Origin of the sequence: Bradyrhizobium sp. ORS 278, assembly GCF_000026145.1 — a bacterium.
In the GTDB taxonomy this organism is placed as follows: Bacteria; Pseudomonadota; Alphaproteobacteria; order Rhizobiales; family Xanthobacteraceae; genus Bradyrhizobium.
This window is the reverse complement of the sequence record NC_009445.1, coordinates 265,929-287,682: the sequence shown is the minus strand read 5'-3', so window position 1 is coordinate 287,682 and position 21,754 is coordinate 265,929. Positions and strand designations below refer to the sequence as shown.

Below are 21,754 nucleotides of genomic sequence, written 5' to 3'. Positions count from 1 at the left end.
TTTGGCCGAGTCTCCGTCGGGCGTGAAGCCGCGCGGCAGCGACAGCTCCTTTCCGCCAACGGTGTCGCAACCGCTCACCAAAGAATTCAGAGCGGCCGGCGACGATACGACCTTCCAAGGGCGGCCTGCTTTTGGCACTGAGGGCCATTGGCTGCCCGAACAGGACACCGACGTCGCGACGGCTTCGGACGCCCTGCCCCGTGCGCTCGCGGATCCACCGTTGCAGCGATCGGGCGGCGCGAGGCCAGCGAACTAACAGGACCATGATGACGGTGTATTTCCTGGTCAAATATCTGCACGTGCTCGGCGCCATCGTCATTCTCGGCACCGGCACGGGGATCGCGTTCTTCATGCTGATGGCGCATCTCAGCGGCGAGGCCGCGTTCATCGCGCGGACGGCTGGCGTCGTGGTGATCGCGGACATGCTGTTCACGCTGTCGGCGGTGTTGCTGCAGCCCGTGACCGGCGGCGCCTTGATGTGGCTGTCGTCCGCAGCCGTTACCGATGGCTGGCTGCTCACCTCGCTCGTGCTGTATGTCGTCGCCGGCCTGTTCTGGGTGGCCGTGGTCTTCATGCAGATCGAGCTGCGCGATCTCGCGCGCGCTGCCGATAGCAGGACCGAGAAGCTGACACCGCGCTATTTCACCGTTTTCCGCCGCTGGTTCCTGTGCGGCATCCCCGGCTTCGGCTCGGTCATGGCCATTCTCTGGCTGATGATCGCGAAGCCGTTCTAAAGGAATTTGCATGATCGCGTCTGCCACCTCGCGCATCCTCGTGCTCGGCGCCTCGGGGCTGATCGGCCGCTTCGTCACCGACGACCTGCGCCGGCGCGGATTTGCGACGATCGGCGTGGCGCGCGCGTTCTCTGCGTCACAGCGCGTGTCATCGCTCGATGTCGAGCTGCCGATCATGACGTTCGATGCCGCCGCATTGGCCGGACTGATCCGCGCGCGTGAGATCGATGTCATCGTCAACTGCCTCGGCGTGCTGCAGGATGGTCCGGGCAGCGACACGGATGCCGTGCATCATCAGTTCGTGGCGCGGCTGCTCGCCGCGATCCCGTCGAGCGGACGCGGCGTGCGCCTCCTTCACATCTCCATTCCAGGCACGGCGGAGGAGGACCGCACCGCCTTCGCCACCACCAAACGCGAGGCGGAGCGGCTGATCGCGGCTTCAGGCCTTCCGCATGCGATCCTGCGTCCGGGCTTCGTGATCGCACCATCGGCCTATGGCGGCAGCGCGATGCTGCGCGCGCTGGCGGCGCTTCCGATCGACCTGCCGGGCAAGGACGCGGCGACACCGTTCCAGCCCGTGGCAGTGGCGGACATCGCCGCGACCGTCGCCTGGCTCGCCGCGAGGCCGCTCGATGAGGACGCCACGCGCGCGGTGAACTGGGATCTGATGCAGCCGGAGCCCGTCACGCTGGGCGGCGTCATCGCCGCGTTCCGACGCAGCTTCGGAACAACAGATGGGCCGCGCCTCCCCGTGCCGGCGCCGCTGGTCGATTTCGGCGCTGTCGCCGGGGACCTCGCCAGCCGGCTCGGCTGGATGCCGCCGATGCGGACCACGGCGATCGCCGAGCTGCGCCGCGGCGTGCGCGGCGATCCGGCGCCGTGGATGGCCGCGACCGGCATCGCGCCAACCACGCTGAGCGAAGCGGTCGGCGCGCACGGCGCGACCATTCAGGACAAATGGTTCGCGCGGCTGTTCCTGGTCAAGGCGCTGATGATCGCGAGCCTGGTGCTGTTCTGGATCGCCTCCGGCGGCATCGCGCTGTTCATCTCATTCCCGGCGACGACCGCGATCCTGACCACGCGCGGCTGGCCGGAGGGATTTGCGGTCCCGTTCGCAGCGGTCACCAGCATGATGGACATCTCGGTCGGCGTGTTGATCGCGTTCCGCAAAACGGCGGCTTTCGGCCTCGCTGCGGGCATCTTCGTCTCGCTCGGCTACATGCTGGGATGCGCGGTGCTGACGCCCGACCTCTGGCTCGAGCCGCTCGGCGCCCTGGTGAAGACGGGACCTGCGATCGTGCTGATGCTGGTCGCGCTCTTGATGATGGACAATCGCTGATGACGACGCACATGACGAGCTGGCCCGACGACGATGTGATTCTCTATGACGGCGTCTGCGTGTTCTGCTCGCGCTGGGTGCAGTTCGTGATCGCGCGCGACAGCGCCAGGCGCTTCCGCTTCACGCCGATCCAGTCGCCCTACGGCATCCGCCTCGCACGAGCGTTCGGCATCGATCCCGGGGAGCCGGACACCAACGCCGTCGTGCATGGCGGCAAGGTGCATCTGAAATCCGATGCGGCGCTGACCGTGCTCTCCAACCTCGAGGGCTGGGGCTGGACCCGCGCGTTGTTCGCGGTGCCGAAGCCGCTGCGCGACGCCGTCTACAGCGTGATCGCGCGCAATCGCTACCGTATCTTCGGCAAGTTCGAATCCTGCTTCGTCCCGGACGCGGAGCTGCGTCGACGCGTGCTGGAGCAATAGGCCAGATCGATCGATTGAAACGAATGTATTATACGGTATAATTCGTTGGATCGATTGATTAGAGCATGAGATTCTCCTCCTAACCGCTGGTTTAGGAGAGTTTTCCATGGCTGCCCCCTCGCACGATCTGACTGCCGATGCGTCCGTCGCTGCTCATTCTGGACATGCTCGCGCGACGGCAACGCTCCGTGCCTCCGGTCTGTTGCCTGGGCTGGCGCTCTCGGCCGCGATCGCAGCGGGCGCCTTCGGGCTGCGTCAGCTGCCGGGGCTCGGGATGTTCAGCCCGATGATCCTGGCGATCGTGGCAGGCATGGCGCTGCACAATGTCGTCGGCACGCCGGCGCAGGCCAGACCGGGCGTCACCTTCGCGATGCGGCGCGTGCTGCGGGTCGCGATCATCCTGTTAGGCCTGCAACTGACGGCGGCTGACATCGTGGAGGTCGGCGCGCGCGGGCTCGCCGTGATCGCACTCAGCCTGACCGGCACTTTCCTGTTCACGGTGTGGATGGGCCGGCTGCTCGGCGTCGACCGCAAGCTCACCGAACTGATTGCCGCCGGCACCTCGATCTGCGGCGCGTCCGCGGTGATCGCGACCAACACGGTGACGCGCGCGCATGATGAGGACGTCGCCTATGCGGTCGCCTGCGTGACGGTGTTCGGCTCGCTTGCGATGGTGGTCTATCCGCTGCTCCCCGCCTTGCTGCATCTGGACGCCCACGCCTTCGGGCTGTGGAGCGGCGCCTCGATCCATGAGATCGCTCAGGTGGTCGCGGCGGCCTTTCAGCAGGGGCAGCAGGCCGGCGAGTTCGGCACCATCGCCAAGCTGGCGCGGGTGATGTTACTGGCGCCGGTTGTCCTGACGCTCGGCCTGCTGGCGACGCGACGGGCGTGCCATGGCAGGCGCGGCCAGAGCAGCGCGCAGCCGCCGCTACCCTGGTTCGTGCTCGGCTTCGTCGCGCTGGTCGGCGTCAACAGCGTCATCACGGTGCCTGCGGAGGCCAAGACGATCATCGTGACCGCGACGACCTTCCTGCTGTCGACGGCGCTCGCCGCGATGGGACTGGAGACGGATTTTGCCAAGCTCAAGGCCAAGGGGCTGCGGCCGGCGGCGCTGGGTTTCGCGGCCTTCCTGTTCATCGCGAGCTTCAGCCTCGCTTTGGTGAAGCTGACGACCTAGGAGACGATGTGACGCTCGAGCAGTTGCGGATCTTCGTTGCGGTCGCCACGCGCGAGCACGTCACCCAGGCGGCGCGCGAGCTCAACCTGACGCAGTCGGCGACATCGGCAGCTGTCGCGGCGCTCGAAGCGCGCTACCAGACCAGACTGTTCGATCGCGTCGGCCGCCGCATCGTGCTCACGGCGGCCGGCAAAGCGTTTCTGGTCGAAGCCAAGGCGGTGCTCGCGCGTACCGCCGCGGCCGAGACCGTGCTCGACGATCTCGCCGGACTGAAGCGCGGGCAGCTCGCGCTGGCGGCGAGCCAGACCATCGCCGGCTACTGGCTGCCGGCGTTCATTCACCGCTTCAACGCCGCGCATCCCGCGATCAGGCTGCAGCTGTCGATCGGTAATACCGAGCAGGTCGCGGACCGGGTCCGCGAGGGCGCAGCCGATCTCGGCTTCGTCGAGGGCGATATCGATGATCCCCTGCTCGCGGCGCAGCCGGTCGCGGAAGACGAGATGGTGCTGGTGGGCCCGGCCGATCATCCGTTGTGCCGGGGAGCTTCGGTGTCGGCCGCCAATCTGAAAGCCGCGCGCTGGGTGCTGCGCGAGCAGGGCTCCGGCACGCGCGCCGTCCTCGAAGCGGCGCTCGGCCGGTTCGGCCTCCGTACCGGTGAGCTCGATGTGGCGTTCGAGCTGCCGTCCAACGAGGCCGTCCGCAGCGCTGTCGAGGCGGGCGCGGGCATAACGGTGCTGTCAAGGCTGGTTGTGATGCGGGGGGTCAAAGCGGGGCTGCTGGCGGTCGCCAATCTCGAGCTGGCGAAGCGGCCTTTCTACAGCCTCCGACACAAGGAGCATCATCAGACCCAGGCCGTGCGGGAGTTTCTACGGATGGTGGGGGAGACGTTTGCTTGAGGCCCTTGGCGGCGACGGCGCGGAGAGTGATCCGCGTGCATCAACGCACTCCGTCATCGCGAGCGCAGCGAAGCGATCCAGGACTCTGACCGCTTGCGTGACTCTGGATTGCTTCGCGGCGCTCGGCGCTTGCAATGACGATAGATAGACTATCGCTTGCCTAGCCAAGCGAGTGCTTCTCTTGCCGCGCGCTCTCCGCTGTCGCGCGCACCATGGGCGGTCGAGAAGAAATCCGGGGGCGTCGCCTCGCCGGCGAAGGAGAGCCGATCATCGACCGGCGCGGCGAGCAACGCGCGCTTGTCGGCATGGCCGGGAAGCGCGTGCGAATAGGCGCCGCGGGCGAACGGGTCGGCGCCCCAGCGGGACTCGGCGAGCGGCTTGAGGCTCCTGCGGATGTCGTTGCCGAGCAGCGCCGCGACGTCGTCGATCGCCTGCGCCGCGAGGGCGCCCTCGCCGGCCGCCTCGATCTCGCGGGCGAAGCTGCCGCCGTAGAATCCTTCGATGCAGGGCTGGCCGAACGGGCGCAGCTGGAGGCTGCCGACCCGCGCGGTACTGCTGCGGCCGCGCAGGCCGGAATCCTTCGGCAGGTGGTCCCAGCCATCGAGCGCCAGCGTCACCTTGTTGTCGAGGCCGAGCGGCAGGCCGGCAGCGGCGGCGAGCTTGTCGGGCAAGGCCGGCGTGAAGCGGAGCGCTTCGTCGGCGATCAGGTTGGTCGGGACGGTGACGATGACCTTGTCGGCGGTCAGCGTGCCCTGTGACGTCGTGAGCCGGATGCGCTTGTCGCTGTGATCGATCAGCGTGACGTTGCAGTTCAGCGCGATCGGCAGGCCGGCGCCATAAGCCGACACCAGCGCGCCATAGCCGCGGCGGATGCGCCAGTTCAATTCGGTGTCCTCATAGGCCTCGAAATCGAGCAGCGACATCTGGTCGAGCTCGCAGCCATTGAGATAGGTGCAGATCGCATCGATCATGCCGTTCCAGCGATTGCCGGGCTCCAGACAGACGCTCGCCGGCGCATCGTGGCCGCTCGCCGCGGTCGCGGCGGTGCGGGTGAAGAAGGCCTCCAGCGCGCGGAGGAAATCGTCGCGCTCGGCGCGGGAAAAAGCGGCTTCATAGGCGCGGTCGCGCCACGGCGGGCGGGATTTTTCGATGGTGAAGGCGAGCTGCTCGGCGATGCCGACGAAGGAGTTGCGGTCCGCGGAATGCAGCCAGCCGCAGCCGAGGTCGAAGGTGACCTCTGGCGAGGCCATGATGGTGTGGGCACGGCCGCCGATGCGGTCGCGGCCCTCGAGCACAACGAACGAGACGCCCGCATTCTTCAGCGCATGCGCGGCGCCGAGGCCGGCGGCACCGGCGCCGATGATGGCGATGTCTACGGAGGATGGGAGGCTGCTCATGAGGCGGCTGCGGCTCCTACAATGGAGGCCCGGCTGTCACCTCACCACTGCCGTCATCACCCGCGAAGGCGGGTGATCCAGTACGCCGAGACGGGCGTGTGACCCCGAGGGGCCGCGGCGTACTGGATGCCCCGCCTGCGCGGGGCATGACGGCGGAGGGTGTCGAGGCACTGCGCCCCTCAAGCAGGCTACAGCGAAGTATGGAGGCGCGATGCCTCTCACAGTCCGCGAAGTGCGAAAGCTGCGGCGGGCTTACGCCACCGCTTCCTTCTGCTTCTCGGCGCGCTTGCGCTCGTTCGGGTCGAGGTGCTTCTTGCGCAGGCGGATGGACTTCGGGGTAATCTCCACCAGCTCGTCGTCCTCGATATAGGCCAACGCCTTCTCCAGAGTCATCCGGATCGGCGGGGTGAGGCGGACGGCCTCGTCCTTCGACGTGGTGCGGATGTTGGTGAGCTGCTTGCCCTTCAGCACGTTGATCTCGAGGTCGTTGTCGCGGGTATGCTCGCCGACGATCATGCCCTTGTAGACCTTCCAGCCGGGCTCGATCATCATCGGACCGCGGTCCTCCAGCTTGAACATGGCGTAGGCCACGGCCTCGCCCTGGTCGTTGGAGATCAGGACGCCGTTGCGGCGGCCCTGGATCGCGCCCTTGTAGGGCATGTAGTTGTGGAACAGCCGGTTCATGATCGCCGTGCCCTTGGTGTCGGTCATCAGCTCGCCCTGGTAGCCGATCAGGCCGCGGGTCGGCGCGTAGAACACCAGGCGCAGACGGTTGCCGCCGGAGGGGCGCATCTCGATCAGCTCGGCCTTGCGCTCGCTCATCTTCTGCACGACGACGCCGGAATGCTCCTCGTCGACGTCGATCACGACCTCCTCGATCGGCTCCAGAGTCTGGCCGGTGGCCGGGTCCTTCTCGAACACGACGCGCGGACGCGACACCGACAGCTCAAAACCCTCGCGGCGCATGGTCTCGATCAGGATCGCCAGCTGCAATTCGCCGCGGCCCGACACTTCCATCGCGTCCTTGTCCTGGGACTCGACGACGCGCAGCGCGACGTTGCCCTCGGCCTCGCGCAGCAGGCGGTCGCGGATCAGGCGGCTTGTGACCTTGTCGCCCTCGGTGCCGGCGAGCGGCGAGTTGTTGACGATGAACGACATCGACACGGTCGGCGGATCGATCGGCTGCGCCTGGAGCGGCGTCTCAACCGAGGGATCGCAGAACGTGTCGGCCACGGTGCCCTTGGTCAGGCCCGCGATGGCGACGATGTCGCCGGCCTCGGCGTAGTCGAGCGGCTGGCGCTCGAGGCCGCGGAAGGCGAGGATCTTGGTGATGCGACCGGTCTCGATCAGCTTGCCGTCGCGCGACAGCACCTTAACGGCCTGGTTCGGCTTCACCGAGCCCGACGCGATGCGGCCGGTGATGATACGGCCGAGATAGTTGTTGGCCTCGATGATGGTGCCGAGCAGCCGGAACGGACCTTCCTCGACCACCGGGGGCGCCACGTGCTTGAGCACGAGGTCGAACAGCGGCTTCATGCCGTCCTCATGCGAGCCATCTGGCGTGGTAGCCATCCAGCCGTTCTTGCCCGACCCATAGAGGATCGGGAAATCGAGCTGCTCATCGGTGGCGTCGAGCGCCGCGAACAGGTCGAACACCTCGTTGACGACCTCGGTGATACGGGCGTCGGGGCGGTCGACCTTGTTGATGGCGACGATCGGCTTCAGGCCGAGCTTGAGCGCCTTGCCGACCACGAACTTCGTCTGCGGCATCGGGCCTTCGGCGGCGTCCACCAGCACGATCACGCCGTCGACCATCGACAGGATGCGCTCGACCTCGCCGCCGAAATCGGCGTGGCCGGGGGTGTCGACGATGTTGATCTGGGTGTCCTGCCATTGCACCGAGGTGCACTTGGCCAAAATGGTGATGCCGCGCTCGCGCTCCAGATCGTTGGAATCCATCGCGCGCTCAACCGTGCGCTGGTTTTCGCGATAGGTACCGGACTGCTGCAGGAGCTTGTCGACCAGGGTGGTCTTGCCGTGGTCGACGTGGGCGATGATGGCGATGTTGCGGAGGTTCATGGTCGGTGTCTTCTAAGCTTTCTCAAGAGCCCGTGCTCAGTCCCCGGCGGGGCGCGCGCTTTATGATAGTCAAATCAAGCTGTTAGCTTTGCGACGCGCGCTCGCGAAACTCGTTCGGCGGAAGGGGCCGGCAGCCCCAAATAGGAAGCCCGGCCAATCGACCGGGCAGACCTCGCGCGTTGCGGCGCAATATAGGCAAAAAACACCAAAAAACAATGACTGCTTTCAGGAATCAGGAGCGGGTCCGGGCGGCACGGCCAGCGGATCCGCTGACGCGTCCGCCAGCCATCGTTGCCAGGCCATCCAGAAGCAGACGATCCCGATCACCCCGGCGGGCAGCCCGATCGGCAGCAGCACGGACGGCATCTGGTTGATCCAGTACAGCCGGCTGAAGCCGTAGACGGCGAGAAAGAGGCCGGGAATCATAAATACGATCCCGGCGGCCATGAGCGGGCCGGCGACGCCGGCGGGCCTTGCGCTGACCCACCAGAGCGAGGCAATGCCGACAGCACCCAGGGTGAAGACCGCGAGCAGCAGACTGGGATCGCCGATATGCTCGACCGATCCCATGGCGCTCAGTCCGAACAGCAGCGAACAGGCGCCCGGCAACAGCAGCGCGCAGCCGGCAACCAGCATGAAGCTCGGCAGACAGCCGCTCGCGGCCGCCGTTCCGGCTTCCGGACGGCCGAGGGTGGGGGCGCGCAAGCGGTGACGGGCCGACAGCATCACCACGGCGCCGACGACCGACGCGGTCAGGCCCTCGAGAAAGAAGCCGAAGTAACCGCCCATGTGCCAGCGAACGAAGACAGCGAAGTAGATCGCAGCAAACAGCCCCCACGCGATCAGCGCCAGGCTGCCGGCCATGATCAGCGGGTTGAGACAGCCTTTGCCGCGCGGCCCCTCCTCGTCCGGAATGCCCCCGGGCGGGCCCTTCCAGCGCTCCTTCGGCAGCGGCGGCGTGCCACGGGCTGCATCCGGGCCAGGACGTTCGGGCGACGACATGTGACCTGACTCAGCCCCAACGGCGGCGGACCGCCAGCACGATCATCACGAGTCCCGCGACGGCCATGCCGGCCAGGATCGCTCCGGGCCCGAACAGGCCGCCGAACTCGTTCCACTCGCGGCGCATCAGGGCCATCACGCAGCCGAACGGAAACATCAAGGCCAGGCCGCCGAGGATCGCGCCGATGGTCGCCGTCAGGCCGGCGGGCGCTCGGGCGCGCCGCACCTCCTCCAGGAACGGCGACAACGGCGGGCGGCGGTTGAACGGATCATCGTCCATGGCGGCACGGCCTCATTAAGCGGATCGCGGCGAGGACTAGAAACAAGCCGAGCACAATGGCTCCGAGCGCGAACACGGCAAACAGGCCGGGTGTATTCCGTACGCTGACCAAGCATAGCAACCCCGGCGCGAGCAGCACCAGCCCGATGAGCAGGAGCAGGATCGACACGATGACTCTCAGGCAGCCCCACGGTGCGGGCTGTGCAGGCTGCTCCGGCAGCGTCAAGAGCGGCTCCGCCCATGCCTGATCGCGGCGACGATCAGCACCACGCCGGCAACGGCCGCCCCGATGAACAGCAGTCCGATCGGGTCGACGAGGTCCCTGCGCGTGATCTGATTGGGAAAGACATCACGCGAGCCGAGAAAGTATCGCGTCGAACACGACGCCGCTGGTCCGACTGATCCCGAATCCGCGGGGGCGACGGGATCAAATTCATGCCCTGCCCATTACCCCCGAGAAACCTTGACAAGCAGCCAGAGACCGGCTGCGCCGCACAACAGCCCAAACGCGATCAGCGGAGTGATCTCCCAAGGCCAGCTCAGACGGATCAGGGCACCGACGGCGAGTTGCCCGGCGCATAGCCCGGGCAATAGCAGGACGACACCGCCCACGACCATGAGTACCGACAGGCAGCCATGACGCTTGGCCCGCGGCGGCAGGCTGGGAGGCTTATCGCTCATGTCTGCCCCTCCGCCAGTCGCGCACGGATGCCGTCGATGGCGCCGTTGCGGTAGAACAGATTGTAGGTGTCGAACGGGATGATCTCGCCGCGCTCGGTGACGAAATGGATGCAGGAGCGCTTGACGTTGCCGACGCAGAAATTGAAGCGATCGAGAAACTGCACGATGGTGACGCGGAAGACGTGCTCATAGCCGAGATTGTCCGGCACCTGGACGGACGGCAGGCAGCAGAGGAATTCGGCGACGCGCTCGCCGGTGTTCAGCGGACCCGACGACAGCGAGAACAGCTCGACGAATTTTTCGCGCAGTACCGGATATTTTTCCGGACTGATCGTGTTCGGCATCACCGACAGCAATTCCTCCTGCGGTACCATCGAGGTCAGCGGCAACACGGTCGTGCCGTTGCGCAGGCCATAGCCGATCGAGATGCTCTCGGGATTGCACGGCAGCGGGATCATGTCCTGGTCGCCGAACACGCCGGTCTCGATCACGCGGCGGCGGATCTCCGACAGCATGATGCGATCGGTCTCCTTGTTGAAATCGGCGTTGCGGCCGGCGTCCTGCACCGGCTGCAAGGTCACGCCGCGCACGCAGGACCATTGCAGCGCGTGGCGGACGATGTCGCCGATCTCGTCGTCATTGACGCCGCGCTTGATGGTCGCGACCAGCGTGGTCGAGATGCCCGCGCGCTCCAAATTCTCGAGCGCCTGCTGCCGGATACGGCGCAAATCGGCGCCGCGAATATTGGTGAGGCCGGCGCGCGACAGGGAATCGAACTGCAGATAGACCTCCAGCCCGCGCTTGGTCTCCGCCAGTCTGGAGACGAAGTCCGGCTCGCGCGCGATGCGCAGGCCGTTGGTATTGATCATGACATGGCGGATCGGGCGCGCACGCACTGCGGCCAGGATGTCGAAGAACTCGGGATGCAGCGTCGGCTCGCCGCCGGAGATCTGCACCAGGTCCGGCTCGCCCTCGCTCTGCACCAGCGCATCGAGCATCCGCTCGACGGTCGCGAGCGGACTGAAATGCGCGCGCTGCGGCGAGGACTCGGCGAAGCACACCGGGCAGGTCAGGTTGCAGTGATCGGTGATCTCGATCAGCGCCAGGCAGGAGTGCTGCTCATGATCCGGACACAGCCCGCAATCATAGGGACAGCCATATTCCGTGCGGCGCTGGAAGCTCAGCGGCGTGTCGCCCGGCTTGATGAACGATTTGCAGCGCCGCCAATAGGCGGCATCGTCGGAGATCAGCGTCGTCTGCACGCCGTGCTGCCTGCAGCGCTTCTCGTACCAGACCTCGTTGTCGACGATCTGGATCTTGGTCGGCACCAGCTCGAGGCAGGTCTCGCAGAGGGACTGGGTCTGCCCCCAGAACACATAGGGACGTGACTTACGCAGCGGCGCGTTCATGCAGGGCCTTCGGTTGCGGCGCCGTCGCCAGCATGGCCGCGGCATAGGCCGCGATCGCCAACGACAGCAGATGAAACAGGGTGAGCGGGCCGACCACGGGCCCGTAGGGCTTCAGAAATTCCCAGACGAATCGCTGCAGCCCGTAGACGAGCAGCGCGAGATAGAAGCCGTTGGCGATGACCGGCTCGCTGCGCCTCAGCACCGCCGCAACGTAGACGACGGCAAAGGCGGCCATCGCCAGACTCTCGTAGAGCTGCACCGGATGACGCGAGATGCCGTCGCCGAAATCATGCCCCCAGGGCAACGCCGTCGGTGTGCCATAGGTGAAATCGTCGAGCCCCGCCGCATAGCAGCCGATGCGGCCGACGGCGACGCCGACAGCCAGCGGCAGCGCAAAGCGGGCGCCGGTGCGCAGCGCGATGCCGTGTCGCCATTTGTACAGCTCGACGGCAACGATGCCGCCGGTGAGTGCGCCCTCGACGGAGCGCGCCAAGCCGCTCATCCCCGAGAGCCAGAGATTCAGCGTGCCGAAGAGATAAGCACCAACGCCCGCACCGAAGACGAGCGCGGCGACATAGGGCCATTCCGTGGACTGTTTCGGAAAGCTGACGCCCGCGATGCGTGTGAGCCACCAGCCGGCGGCGCCGGCGCTCAGCCATGCGGCGAGATCGAACATCGCGTGGAGAGCGGCGCCGTCCATGACGTCTTAAGATCCTTCCCAGCCCGGTTGCGAACCGGACTATGGCAAGGTCCCGAGGCCGAAGGCAATGACGTGTTCGTATCAGCCCGCAGCGGCCTGCTCAGTCGGATAGACGCCGCGCAGGACCTCCTCGAAATGGGTCTTCACCGCCTCGTTGCAGAGGCACGAGCGCTGCTTCAAGGCCGCGAAGTCGCGCACCATGAAGGCGCCGCGGCGGGTATCGAGGATGCCTTCCGCCCTGAAGGTCTGGACGACGCGGCTGACATAGGAGCGGCCAACGCCGAGCAGTGTCGCGAGCTGCTCATGCGTCAGCGGCACGATCGGCTCGCCATCGGTGCGATCCATCGCCGCGACGATCCATTTCGCCGTGCGCTGCTCGATCGAATGGATGGCGTTGCAGGCGGTGGACTGAAACATCTGCGCCAGCATGCAATCGGCGTAGCGCGCGAACACGTTGCGCAGCGTCTTCGACTGCAGCTTGGCAGCGGCGAGTCGCGACAATGGCAACCGCGCGAACGGACCGCCGAACTTCACGACGATGCGGGTATAGGCCGGCAGGAAGCCCTCGCTGACGATGCCGCCCACCGCGCCTTCGCGCCCGACCAGGATCGTCTCGACGTCGCGGCCGTCCTCATTGGGGACGAGATAGGACGTCAGCGCCGGTCCGCAGGGGAAATGCACGATCTGCACGTCGTCGCCGGGGCGGTACAACAGCTCGTTCGGCGCAGCCTGATCCTCGACGAGATACGGCGCGATCAGCGCGTAGTCGGGCGGGCTCAGTCGCCGCAGCAGGTTGTTGTAAGGCCGCTCCCGCGCAAGTGTCGTCACACCTTGGCTCAGCATCGTGATCCCCCGCGCTACGCATGTGCGTGATCCGTGCTCCTTGTGTTCACAAGTGCACCGACACAGGAACTCCGATATGATGGCTTCGGTTCCAGGACCCGCCAGCGTGCTTGCGATGAGGCGCCGGCTGCGGGAGCCCTGTTCACCTTGGAACCCCCGCAGATCACATGACCAGCTCGCAATCCCGCGTGCCCGAGCTCTATCAGCATGTGCTGGTCGTCGAGGACGACCCGATCATTGCGCTTGGCTTGGAGGATACCATCACCGATCTTGGCGTGGCCGACGTCAGGGTCGCTGCGAACGTCGCCACAGCGCTTGCCATGATCGAGGAGCGCGCACCGCAATTCGCGCTGCTCGATGTCGGCCTGGTGCGCGAGAAGAGTTTTGCGATCGCCGAGCGGCTGAACACGCTCGGCATTCCCTTCGCATTCTCCACCGGCTATGGCGCCGACGGCGTGCCCTCGGCGTTTTCCGATCGCCCGCGCCTGCCGAAGCCCTGCCCGACCGAGGCCCTGGAGGTGGTGCTGCGGCGCCGCGATTAGCGCCGCCGCAGCGAGGCCCCCTCAGGCGAGCTTCGGATCGAGCGTGGTCGACCACAGCGCGACGTCGGCGCGATCGCGCAAGGTCACGGTCATCTGGCCGCTGGCGCCGTCGATCTTGACGTGACCGAAGAACTGCATGCCGGCCGACGGCGGCAGGTTCTGCTTGTCGAGGCCGGGCGCCTTGATGAAGCGCACCTCGGGGCCGAACGTGTTGTCGAGCTCGTTCGGACCGAACGTGCCGGCATGCAGCGGGCCGGAGACGAACTCCCAGAACGGTTCGAAGTCCTGGAATTGCGCCTTGTTCGGATCGTAGTAATGCGCCGCGGCGTAGTGCACGTCGGCGGTCAGCCACACCGTGTTCTGGATCGGCGCCGTCTTGATGAAGCGCAGGATCTCGGCGATCTCGAGCTCACGGCCGCGCGCCGGACCATCGCCCTGGGCGATCGCCTCGGAGCCGCGTCTGTTGGCGGCGTCATCATAGACGATCAGGCTGAGCGGCATGTCGGAAGCGATCACCTTCCAGGTCGCGCGTGAGTTCAAGAGCGCCTGCTTCAGCCAGCGCATCTGCTCCGGCCCGATGAAGTACGACGCCGGACCGTATTTGTCCTCGAGGTTCGCACCGTTGGCGCCGCGATAGCTGCGCTCGTCGAGCACGAACACGTCGAGATGCGGGCCGTAATTGATGGTGCGATACACCCGGCCCGGCTCGACGATGCTCTCGCGCATCGGATACATCTCGTGGAAGGCGCGCGCCGCGCGGGCGGCGAGCAGCTGGATGTTGCGCTCCTTGTAGGCCGCCGGCAGGTCCTTCGAGGCCGACCAGTTGTTGGTCACCTCGTGATCGTCCCACTGCACGAAGATCGGCACCTCGGCATTGAAGCCGCGGACGTTCTCGTCGAGGAAATTGTACTTGTGAGCGGCGCGGAATTCGTCGAGCGTCTCGGCGACCTTGGCCTTCTCCTCGACCGTGAGGTTCTTCCAGACCTTGTTGTCCGGCAGCTTGACCTCCGACTTGATCGGACCGTCGGCGTAGATGGTGTCGCCGGAGTGCAGGAAGAAGTCCGGACGATGCTTCTTCATCGTCGAGAAGGTGAACATGCCGCCATCGTCGGGATTGATGCCCCAGCCCTGACCGGCGACGTCGCCGCCCCACACGAACGACACGTCGCGCTTGTTGCCCGGCGCGGTGCGGAAGCGGCCGACCACCGGCTCGCTCTCGACGGACACGTGCGCGAGATCGCGGAATTTGACGCGGTAGAAGATGTCCTGGCCGCTCGGCAGATTGTCGACCAGCATCTTGGCGGTGAAGTCGCTCTCGGGCAGCGCCGCGATCGGCGGCAAGCTCCGCGCGTCCTTGAACGATTCGGTGGTGGCGACCTCGACCAGCATCTGCGACGGCCGGTCGGCGCGCGCCCAGACCACGCCACCATCCATGCTGACATCGCCGGACTGCACGCCATGCGTGATCTGCGGCCGGTCGGCGGCGCGGCTCAGATAGGGCATCGACAGCGTCGCGATGCCGGCGCCGGCGGCGGTCGACAGGAAGCGGCGGCGGGACAGTTTGAGGTTCGGGCGAGGAATGTGAACGGTCATGGGAATCTCCAGGTCGATGGCGCGCGGAGCCCGCGCTGGCCAGACGAAGGAGACGTAGAAAAGATTGATGACGCTGAAATTACAAGCGGGCGCGCCAGCGTGCAGGTCCCGCCTGCACGGGCTCAGGTGCCGGCCGCCCGCAATTGGGCGCCGGTGCGCTGCAGATGGGCCGGCATGCTCATCAGGATGAGCTTGCGATCGGCGACCGCATTATGGAACTGCTCGAGCGCGATGTTGAAGGCGGTCAGGGCGGCATGCTCGATGGCGCCGTCCTCGAAGCAGGTGAGCGTGTTGCGCAGGATCTCGTCGGCCTCGGCCTGGAGCTGATCGAGCTCATCGGTCGAGTCGCTCTTGCGGGCGATCGAGATCATCTCCAGCAGGCGGTCGCGCAGCGAGGTGTTGATGGTGCGTTCGTCTCGCTTGAGGTAGCCGGCAAACCAGGCGCCGGCGGAGCCCATCGCCGACAGCGCCATCAGGCCCCACCAAATGTAGTCGCTGTAGCGGTCGAGGAAGGTCTTCTCCTCGCCGTCGACGAAGGCCGCTGCGCCGGGATGGGCGGGAATGGCGGCGTCCTTGTCGGTGTCGGGCGTCTCGATCTTGGCCGCCAGCGGGAATTCCGACAGCAATTGCTGGCGCACCGAGAACAGCTGGTGCGTGAACGCCGAGACGGTGGAGTCGGCGAGGCCTTTGCGCGCGACGATATGGTGGTTGAAGCTGATCGTCTTGATCTCGTCCTCGGGACGGTCGGGCGAGCCGCCGAACGCGCCAGCCGGGATCTCCGCCGCTTCGTATTCGGGATGGTTCTGCGCGATCGCCTCGGCGGAATCGATGGCCAGGAAGGTCGGCACGCCGCCATCCTTGGTGGCGGCGGCGATGGCATCCGCCGTGATCTTGCTGTTGACCGGACCGGCGGCGAGCCAGACGTCGGCCTTCTGGCTGCGGACCGCCTCCGCGGCTTCGGAGGCCGGAAACTGCACCATCTCGACCTTGGCGGGGTCGACGCCATATTGGTGCAGCACCACCTTCAGCAGATTGGCGTTCGCCGGCGTCCGGCCGATGATGCCGACCTTGTGGCCCGCCAGCTGCGAGATCTTGGTAATCTTGGCGGCGCCCTTGCGGCCCTTGCCCTTGCCAGCCGAGGGCACCCACAGCACGGCGACGTTCTTGCGCAGCGTCGCGACGGCCTGCGCGTTCTTTGGCACCTCGAGATCACCGCGGATAATCGCGAGATCGACCTTGCCCGCGGCCAGCGCCTGCCCACTCTCGGCGGCTCCCTCGGAGGGCACCGGGCGGAGCCGGACATAGGCATGATTCTGCGAGAACGCCTGAGTCAGGGCCTGGACGACCTTGAGGTCGTCACTGTTGGGCGGACCGACCGCGATCTTCAGCACCACCGGACGCATGGCAAAATAATACGCACCCGCCAGCGCGCCGATGATCGCGAGGATCCCGGCGATGACGATGAACACGGCAGGGCGCATCTGTGAGCGCTGCGCTGGCGTGGTCTGCGGGTCTGCCAGGTCCGATCCTCCGGTGATCCGATCGCCCGGGAGCGGCGCCACGTGCGGCTCCATCCGGCCTTGTCCTTCGCTAAGCCGAAACTGTAGCAAATTTCTTGTCCACCCGGAGTGACATCTGCGTCATGGTTACCGGGGGCCGAGTGTGCGCGATGAACGAGGCCGGACCGTGACCAGCCACTCGGCCATCGCCTCAAGGCTCTGATCTGGATCAGTTTTCTGCTAACCTGGCGGCCAGCGCGTGGTCGGGGGCCGTGAACTGACCGGTAAGTTTCGGCTCGTCCGGTCGGCCGGCGAGACGACGGTGGATGGAATCGGAGGATTGCAATGGTGGAGCGACTGTCGGCCGAGGCGCGCGCGAGCGCCCTGCGGGATCTTTCGGGCTGGGCCGAGCTCGACGGCCGCGAGGCGATCAGCCGGACGTTCACCTTCCGGGATTTCAACGAAGCCTTCGGCTTCATGACACGGGTCGCGCTCATCGCCGAGAAGCGCGATCATCATCCGGAGTGGCGGAACGTCTACCGCACCGTCGAGGTGGTGCTCGCCACCCACGATGCCGGCGGCGTGACCATGCTCGACATCGAGCTGGCGCGCGCGATGGACGCGATTGCGGCTGCGATCAGCGGCTGACATCGTCCAGCTGCGTCCTGTCCTGCACGGCCCTGCGACGCTCGTGGCGCCTTGCGGCAGAGGATGGCCGCCCCACATGAACCGCGGGATGACCGCGCTGCCGGCATCCGCTTCGCTGGGAGATCACACATGGCGTCCGATACGACCGATTACAGCGTTGGCTTCGAGCCGGCCGATCGCTTGGCGCGGGATCGTGACAGTGTGCGGCGCCGGTTCTGGATCAAGTTCAAGCAGGTCGTCGCGCGGATCCCGTTTGCCGAGGACCTGCTCGCCGCCTATTACTGCGCGTTCGACAAGGAGACGCCGCGGCATGTGCAGGTCGCCCTGCTCGGCGCCCTCGCTTATTTCATCCTGCCGTTCGACTTTCTGCCCGACGTGATGCCGGTCCTCGGCTTCACCGACGATGCCGCGGTGCTGGCCACCGCGATCCGGATGGTGGCCTCGCACATCACGCCCGATCATCATGCGGCAGCCAAGGCCGCGCTGGCGCGGCTGCAGGACGACGCGGACGCCGATCTCGACAACAACGGCGAGCAGGCAGGCTGACGTCACGACTACGACCCTTACTCCCCATGGCGGTGGCTCGCATTGCGACGCCATCGAAAAACAAAAAGCCCTGCGTACGCAGGGCTTTTCTTTCTGACATCGATCGCGCCGGCGCGATCTGTCAGCTCAGCGCTGCGGACGTGCCTGGGCACGGGCGCTGCCGGTCTTCTCGGCTTCCCACGCCTGGTACTGCTTGAACAGCGCTTCGCGGTCGGCCTCGGTCGGCAGCGCCTTGCCGGCGCTGCTCTGCTTCAGGAAGTCGTCGAAGCGGTCGCGCTGCGCACCTTCCATCGCATGCGTCTCCAGCCATTTGCTGGCGGCCGGCAGCCGCTGCCAGCCGGCGAGCGGCGCTGACAGCGAGACTTCCTTCCACTTCGGGTGGAAGGGCGGGTTCTGGAACGCCGGGAACTTGGTGAAGAAGGCGTCGACGAAGGTCGCGAGCTTGCGATAGCGGTCGGTGTTCGGCGCCCAGTTGTACGCCGCGAGCACCGCCGGCACCGCGATCGTGTCGACCTTCTCGCCCTCGGCGATCAGGTTCGGATAGTCCTTCGCCGTCAGCGTCGCCGGCAGATAGTCATTCTGCAGCGGACGGTCATAGTCGACATTGACGAGATGGAAGCGGCCGTCGTTCACGAAGTTCGAGACCGACTTGTAGGGCTTGCCGCCGACCACGATCACGGCATCGAGTTCGCCCCGCTTCAGCTTCTCCATCGCGATGCGCTGCTCGATGTAGAGGAAGTTGGCGCGCAGGCCGAGCCGCTCGAACACCGTCAGCGCCGTCACGAAGGTGCCGCCGTTCGGCAGGTCGACGCTGACGCGGCGGCCTTCGAGGTCGCGCAGATTGCGCACGGCGCGCGGCGCGATGACCTGCATCTCCTCATTGTAGAGCTTGGTGACGTAGGTGAACTGCTTCTTGATGTCCTTGGCGAAGCCCTTGCGCTCCAGATAGTCCAGCGTGTCGGCGCGCACGACGCCGAGATCGACGCCCTGCAGGAACAGGATGTCTGCGACGCTCTGCACCGAGCCGCGGCCGACGATCGGCAGCACGCGCAGGCTGTTGCCGTCATCGAGCAGCGAGGCGAGGTCGGCGCCGAACTGCACATAGGTCCCGCCAATGGTGCCGGTGATCAGGGTGACCGTGTTGGCGTTGAGCGCCTGCTTGGTCTGCACCGAGCCGAACTGGAAGATCGCCTTCAGGCTGTCGCTGACCTTGGCCGGATCGAACTCGCTCTCCTCGGCGTGGGCAGCAAAGCCGCACGCAATCAGCACTGCGGCCACGGCCGCTCCAATCAGACGTCGCATGTGTCACCCTCGATTGAGCCGGCACATGATCGCGGGCCGAAACGGGCGCAACGCCAGATCATCCCCGGCGTTGCCCATGACCGACTCGAAAATCATGCGTGAAACAAAAAAATCAAACGTGGCGGCATCGCTGCCGTCACGTGGGTTCAATTCTGCAGCTGATCGAGCCGGCGCTGCGCTTCCGCGGAGCCGAGTTGCGCCGCGCGGCGATACCAGTTGCGCGCCGCGGCCGGATCGGCGTTGATGTTGCGGATGTCCTTGGTGCCCAGCACGTGGGGATCGTAAGTCTGCGCCAACATCAGCGCCGCGGCCGGCTCCTGCGCCTCGGCGGCTCGCTCGAGCAGGAGGCGGGCGGAGGGAATGTCACCCGCTGCCAGCAGTCCCTTGGCGCGCTTCATGATGCCAGCCAGCTCATCCGGATCCAGGCGGCGGGCTTGCGCGGGCGGCGGCGCGGCGGTGACGGACCCCAGACCTGGCGCCACGATTGCGGCGCCAGCGCCCGGAGAGGTCATGGACGGCGGCGTCATCGCCGGGGGCGCCGTGGCTACGCTTGGAGCGGGCGGCGCCGGCGGCGTCGGAACGCGGTTCTGCAGCGCCGTCTGGTAGGCGTTGGCGATATCATCGCGGCTCGGCGTGACGGCCGCCATCTGCACGGGTGCCGCCGCTGCTGCTGCAGCGGGCGCGGCCATCGGCTGCGGCTCCGGCGTGACGCGCGCGGGCTCGTTCAACTGCATGTCGCGCGCGGTCAGCTGGGTGGCGCTGGGCTGCGGCGGAGCGGTCGGGTCCGGCGCGGAGCCGACCATGGATGCCTTGGCGCTGGCGATCAGGTCGCGCGTCGCGTCGGACGTGACCAGCGCGAACAGTACGGCCACACCGGCGGCCGCGACGACGGCGAGAAGAATTCGGGAGGAGACCGAGGTCCGCCGCGCCCGCACGGGCCATTGGTCGTCGAACTCGGTGCTCTCGATCTGATGCCCGGCCTCGTATTCGGACAGGAACATCGGCATCGATTCGTCGTTGGGATAATGATCCTGGGCGGACCGGCCGAACCGATAGGTCTGCGGGCGATCCTGCGGCGGATCATCAGGAAACGGCCTGAACTCAGGACCGGTTGATGATCGGTCGTCGAACCGTCCACGTGTCGTCCGTTCAGCCATGGCCTTCATCCCCATCTCACTTCACGCAACATACTTCGACGTCCCGAGCCCGTCAGAAGCCCGAGACACGTCACGATTGCTGGAGGCACCCCACTGCCGACAACGAATTGACTAATTGAATCCGACTAAAAGTGGACGAGACCCGGCATGATTCTGGAAATTTTTTGATCTGATTGTGGCGACGCACTTGCGAGATAGCAGCGCAGCAGCATAGGAAGCCTCGATATAACAACGACCAAGGTGCTTAATTAACCCTGCCACAATGTGGTTGAGTTGCGTTAACCAAAAAAAGCTCGTTTTCGGATTTTCTGCCAGAGGTTGCAGTCATCCGGCGGCCAGCCCGGTGAGATTCGAGCGAAGACGCGACTTTCTCGCAACACCGACGCAACCATTGCTGGCGTGTGACGACCATTCACTCAGGGCAGAGGGCGTTACCGTTCCATCGACCGGATCAGTTCCGCCGGCGAGATGAACACCTCGCCGGACTCCGGCTCAAGTCGTCTTCGGAGGGACCGTCAAGGGTGCAGGATCACCTTGCCCATGGCCTGCCGGCCGGCCAGCACCTTGAGCGCATCGGCGGTCTGCGCGAGCGGGAAGGTGCGGTCGACATGCGACGACAGCTTGCCGTCGGCGGTCCACTGCACGAGCTTCTCGAGATTGGCGCGGTTCTTGGCCGGGTTGAGCCGGGTCCAGGCGCCCCAGAACACGCCGCGGATGTCACAGCCCTTCAGCAGCGCCAGGTTGAGCGGCATCTTCGGAATATCGCCCGCGGCAAAGCCGATCACCAGGAAGCGGCCCTCCCATGCGATCGAGCGCAACGCGGCCTCGGCATAGGTGCCGCCGACGGGATCGAAGATGATGTCGGCGCCCTTGCCGTCGGTCAGCCGGCGCAGGCCTTCCTTCAGATCGTCTTTCGCGTAGTTCAAGGTCAGCGTCGCACCGTGTTGCTTCGCGAATGCAAGCTTCTCGTCCGAGGAGGCGCAGGCGATCACCTTCAGCCCCATCAGCTGGCCGAGCTCGCAGGCCGCGAGGCCGGTGCCGCCGGCCGCACCGAGCACGGCCAGCGTCTCGCCGGGCTTGGGGCTGGCGCGGTCCTCGAGCGCATGTAGCGCCGTGCCGTAGATGATGATGATGCCGGCGGCTCGATCAAAGTCGAGATGATCGGGAATCTTGACGATCGCGGCAGCCGGCAGCGCGATCTTCTCGCGCGCGCCGTTATGACCGCAGGACGCGACGACGCGATCGCCGACCTTGAGATCCGTCACGCCGTCGCCAACGCTCTCGATGATTCCCGCGACCTCCGCACCCGGCGAGAACGGGAACGGCGGCTTGATCTGGTACTTGCCCTGGATCATCAGGATGTCGAAGAAGTTCAGCGCCGCCGCTTTGATCGCAATCACGGCCTCGCCGGGTCCGGCCACCGGATCGGGCACCTCGGCAAGAACGAGATCGTCGGGCTGACAGAATTGCGAGCAGAGAATGGCTTTCACGGGCGCGCTCCTTGGGGT

The 21,754-nt window shown here is 66.2% G+C and carries 22 protein-coding genes; 8 read left to right on the top strand and 14 right to left on the bottom strand.

Annotation, left to right across the window (positions count from 1 at the left end):
* Positions 1-266: 266 nt before the first annotated feature.
* The 5 genes from BRADO_RS01295 (at position 267) to BRADO_RS01275 (ending at position 4,568) form a co-directional block, all read left to right on the top strand.
* On the top strand, positions 267-734 hold the full coding sequence (locus tag BRADO_RS01295) for a DUF2269 domain-containing protein (protein ID WP_041757258.1): 468 nt from the start codon (positions 267-269) through the stop codon (positions 732-734).
* Between the two features lie 10 nt (positions 735-744).
* The gene (locus BRADO_RS01290; protein ID WP_011923517.1) at positions 745-2,073 is read left to right on the top strand and encodes an SDR family oxidoreductase; all 1,329 of its coding nucleotides are present in this window, start codon (positions 745-747) and stop codon (positions 2,071-2,073) included.
* An 11-nt stretch (positions 2,074-2,084) separates the two neighbouring features.
* Positions 2,085-2,495 carry a thiol-disulfide oxidoreductase DCC family protein gene (locus tag BRADO_RS01285; protein ID WP_011923516.1) on the top strand — a complete coding sequence of 137 codons (411 nt, stop codon included), beginning with the start codon at positions 2,085-2,087 and terminating at the stop codon, positions 2,493-2,495.
* Positions 2,496-2,601: 106 nt separating this feature from the next.
* Positions 2,602-3,672: a YeiH family protein gene (locus tag BRADO_RS01280; RefSeq protein ID WP_083794805.1), complete on the top strand. Its 1,071-nt coding sequence runs from the start codon at positions 2,602-2,604 to the stop codon at positions 3,670-3,672.
* An 8-nt stretch (positions 3,673-3,680) separates the two neighbouring features.
* A complete protein-coding gene (locus tag BRADO_RS01275) occupies positions 3,681-4,568 on the top strand; it encodes a LysR family transcriptional regulator (RefSeq protein ID WP_011923514.1) in 888 nt (295 codons plus the stop codon).
* Between the two features lie 149 nt (positions 4,569-4,717).
* On the opposite strand, the gene BRADO_RS01270 is transcribed toward BRADO_RS01275, so the two are convergent.
* The 9 genes from BRADO_RS01270 to BRADO_RS01230 form a co-directional block, all read right to left on the bottom strand.
* Positions 4,718-5,965, bottom strand: a complete 1,248-nt coding sequence (locus tag BRADO_RS01270; protein ID WP_011923513.1) for an NAD(P)/FAD-dependent oxidoreductase — start codon at positions 5,963-5,965, stop codon at positions 4,718-4,720.
* A 252-nt stretch (positions 5,966-6,217) separates the two neighbouring features.
* Positions 6,218-8,044 carry a translational GTPase TypA gene (typA, locus tag BRADO_RS01265; protein WP_011923512.1) on the bottom strand — a complete coding sequence of 609 codons (1,827 nt, stop codon included), beginning with the start codon at positions 8,042-8,044 and terminating at the stop codon, positions 6,218-6,220.
* A 225-nt stretch (positions 8,045-8,269) separates the two neighbouring features.
* Complete coding sequence (locus BRADO_RS01260) at positions 8,270-9,046, bottom strand: hypothetical protein (RefSeq protein ID WP_011923511.1); 777 nt, start codon at positions 9,044-9,046, stop codon at positions 8,270-8,272.
* Between the two features lie 10 nt (positions 9,047-9,056).
* Positions 9,057-9,326, bottom strand: coding sequence for a hypothetical protein (locus BRADO_RS01255; RefSeq protein ID WP_244422949.1), 270 nt, complete (start codon positions 9,324-9,326; stop codon positions 9,057-9,059).
* Entirely contained in the window at positions 9,316-9,552 is a 237-nt protein-coding gene (locus BRADO_RS01250) for a hypothetical protein (protein ID WP_011923509.1), read from the bottom strand. Before BRADO_RS01250 ends, BRADO_RS01255 begins: the two co-directional genes overlap by 11 nt.
* Positions 9,553-9,773: 221 nt before the next feature.
* Positions 9,774-10,007 carry a hypothetical protein gene (locus tag BRADO_RS01245; RefSeq protein WP_011923508.1) on the bottom strand — a complete coding sequence of 78 codons (234 nt, stop codon included), beginning with the start codon at positions 10,005-10,007 and terminating at the stop codon, positions 9,774-9,776.
* Positions 10,004-11,416, bottom strand: a complete 1,413-nt coding sequence (locus BRADO_RS01240; RefSeq protein WP_011923507.1) for a radical SAM protein — start codon at positions 11,414-11,416, stop codon at positions 10,004-10,006. The genes BRADO_RS01245 and BRADO_RS01240 overlap by 4 nt, the downstream gene beginning before the upstream one ends.
* On the bottom strand, positions 11,397-12,116 hold the full coding sequence (locus tag BRADO_RS01235) for a prolipoprotein diacylglyceryl transferase family protein (RefSeq protein WP_011923506.1): 720 nt from the start codon (positions 12,114-12,116) through the stop codon (positions 11,397-11,399). The genes BRADO_RS01240 and BRADO_RS01235 overlap by 20 nt, the downstream gene beginning before the upstream one ends.
* 81 nt (positions 12,117-12,197) lie before the next feature.
* Positions 12,198-12,959: a Crp/Fnr family transcriptional regulator gene (locus tag BRADO_RS01230; protein WP_011923505.1), complete on the bottom strand. Its 762-nt coding sequence runs from the start codon at positions 12,957-12,959 to the stop codon at positions 12,198-12,200.
* A 167-nt stretch (positions 12,960-13,126) separates the two neighbouring features.
* Between BRADO_RS01230 and BRADO_RS01225 the strand changes: the two genes are divergently transcribed.
* Positions 13,127-13,501 (top strand): response regulator, encoded by a 375-nt coding sequence (locus BRADO_RS01225; protein ID WP_011923504.1) that lies wholly within the window; start codon positions 13,127-13,129, stop codon positions 13,499-13,501.
* Between the two features lie 21 nt (positions 13,502-13,522).
* Here the strand turns inward: BRADO_RS01225 and BRADO_RS01220 are convergent, their stop codons facing one another.
* Both BRADO_RS01220 and BRADO_RS01215 read right to left on the bottom strand, forming a co-directional pair.
* Entirely contained in the window at positions 13,523-15,094 is a 1,572-nt protein-coding gene (locus BRADO_RS01220; RefSeq protein ID WP_011923503.1) for an alkaline phosphatase, read from the bottom strand.
* Between the two features lie 122 nt (positions 15,095-15,216).
* Positions 15,217-16,563, bottom strand: coding sequence for a TAXI family TRAP transporter solute-binding subunit (locus BRADO_RS01215; protein ID WP_011923502.1), 1,347 nt, complete (start codon positions 16,561-16,563; stop codon positions 15,217-15,219).
* Positions 16,564-16,932: 369 nt separating this feature from the next.
* Between BRADO_RS01215 and BRADO_RS01210 the strand changes: the two genes are divergently transcribed.
* Both BRADO_RS01210 and BRADO_RS01205 read left to right on the top strand, forming a co-directional pair.
* On the top strand, positions 16,933-17,241 hold the full coding sequence (locus tag BRADO_RS01210; protein WP_256374634.1) for a 4a-hydroxytetrahydrobiopterin dehydratase: 309 nt from the start codon (positions 16,933-16,935) through the stop codon (positions 17,239-17,241).
* 129 nt (positions 17,242-17,370) lie between these two features.
* A complete protein-coding gene (locus BRADO_RS01205) occupies positions 17,371-17,787 on the top strand; it encodes a YkvA family protein (protein WP_041755974.1) in 417 nt (138 codons plus the stop codon).
* A 126-nt stretch (positions 17,788-17,913) separates the two neighbouring features.
* Here BRADO_RS01205 and BRADO_RS01200 read toward each other — a convergent pair whose 3' ends face one another.
* The 3 genes from BRADO_RS01200 to BRADO_RS01190 form a co-directional block, all read right to left on the bottom strand.
* On the bottom strand, positions 17,914-19,089 hold the full coding sequence (locus BRADO_RS01200) for a TAXI family TRAP transporter solute-binding subunit (protein ID WP_011923499.1): 1,176 nt from the start codon (positions 19,087-19,089) through the stop codon (positions 17,914-17,916).
* 146 nt (positions 19,090-19,235) lie between these two features.
* On the bottom strand, positions 19,236-20,246 hold the full coding sequence (locus BRADO_RS01195; protein WP_041757256.1) for a hypothetical protein: 1,011 nt from the start codon (positions 20,244-20,246) through the stop codon (positions 19,236-19,238).
* A 515-nt stretch (positions 20,247-20,761) separates the two neighbouring features.
* Positions 20,762-21,736 carry an NADPH:quinone oxidoreductase family protein gene (locus tag BRADO_RS01190; protein ID WP_011923497.1) on the bottom strand — a complete coding sequence of 325 codons (975 nt, stop codon included), beginning with the start codon at positions 21,734-21,736 and terminating at the stop codon, positions 20,762-20,764.
* Between the last annotated feature and the right edge of the window lie 18 nt (positions 21,737-21,754).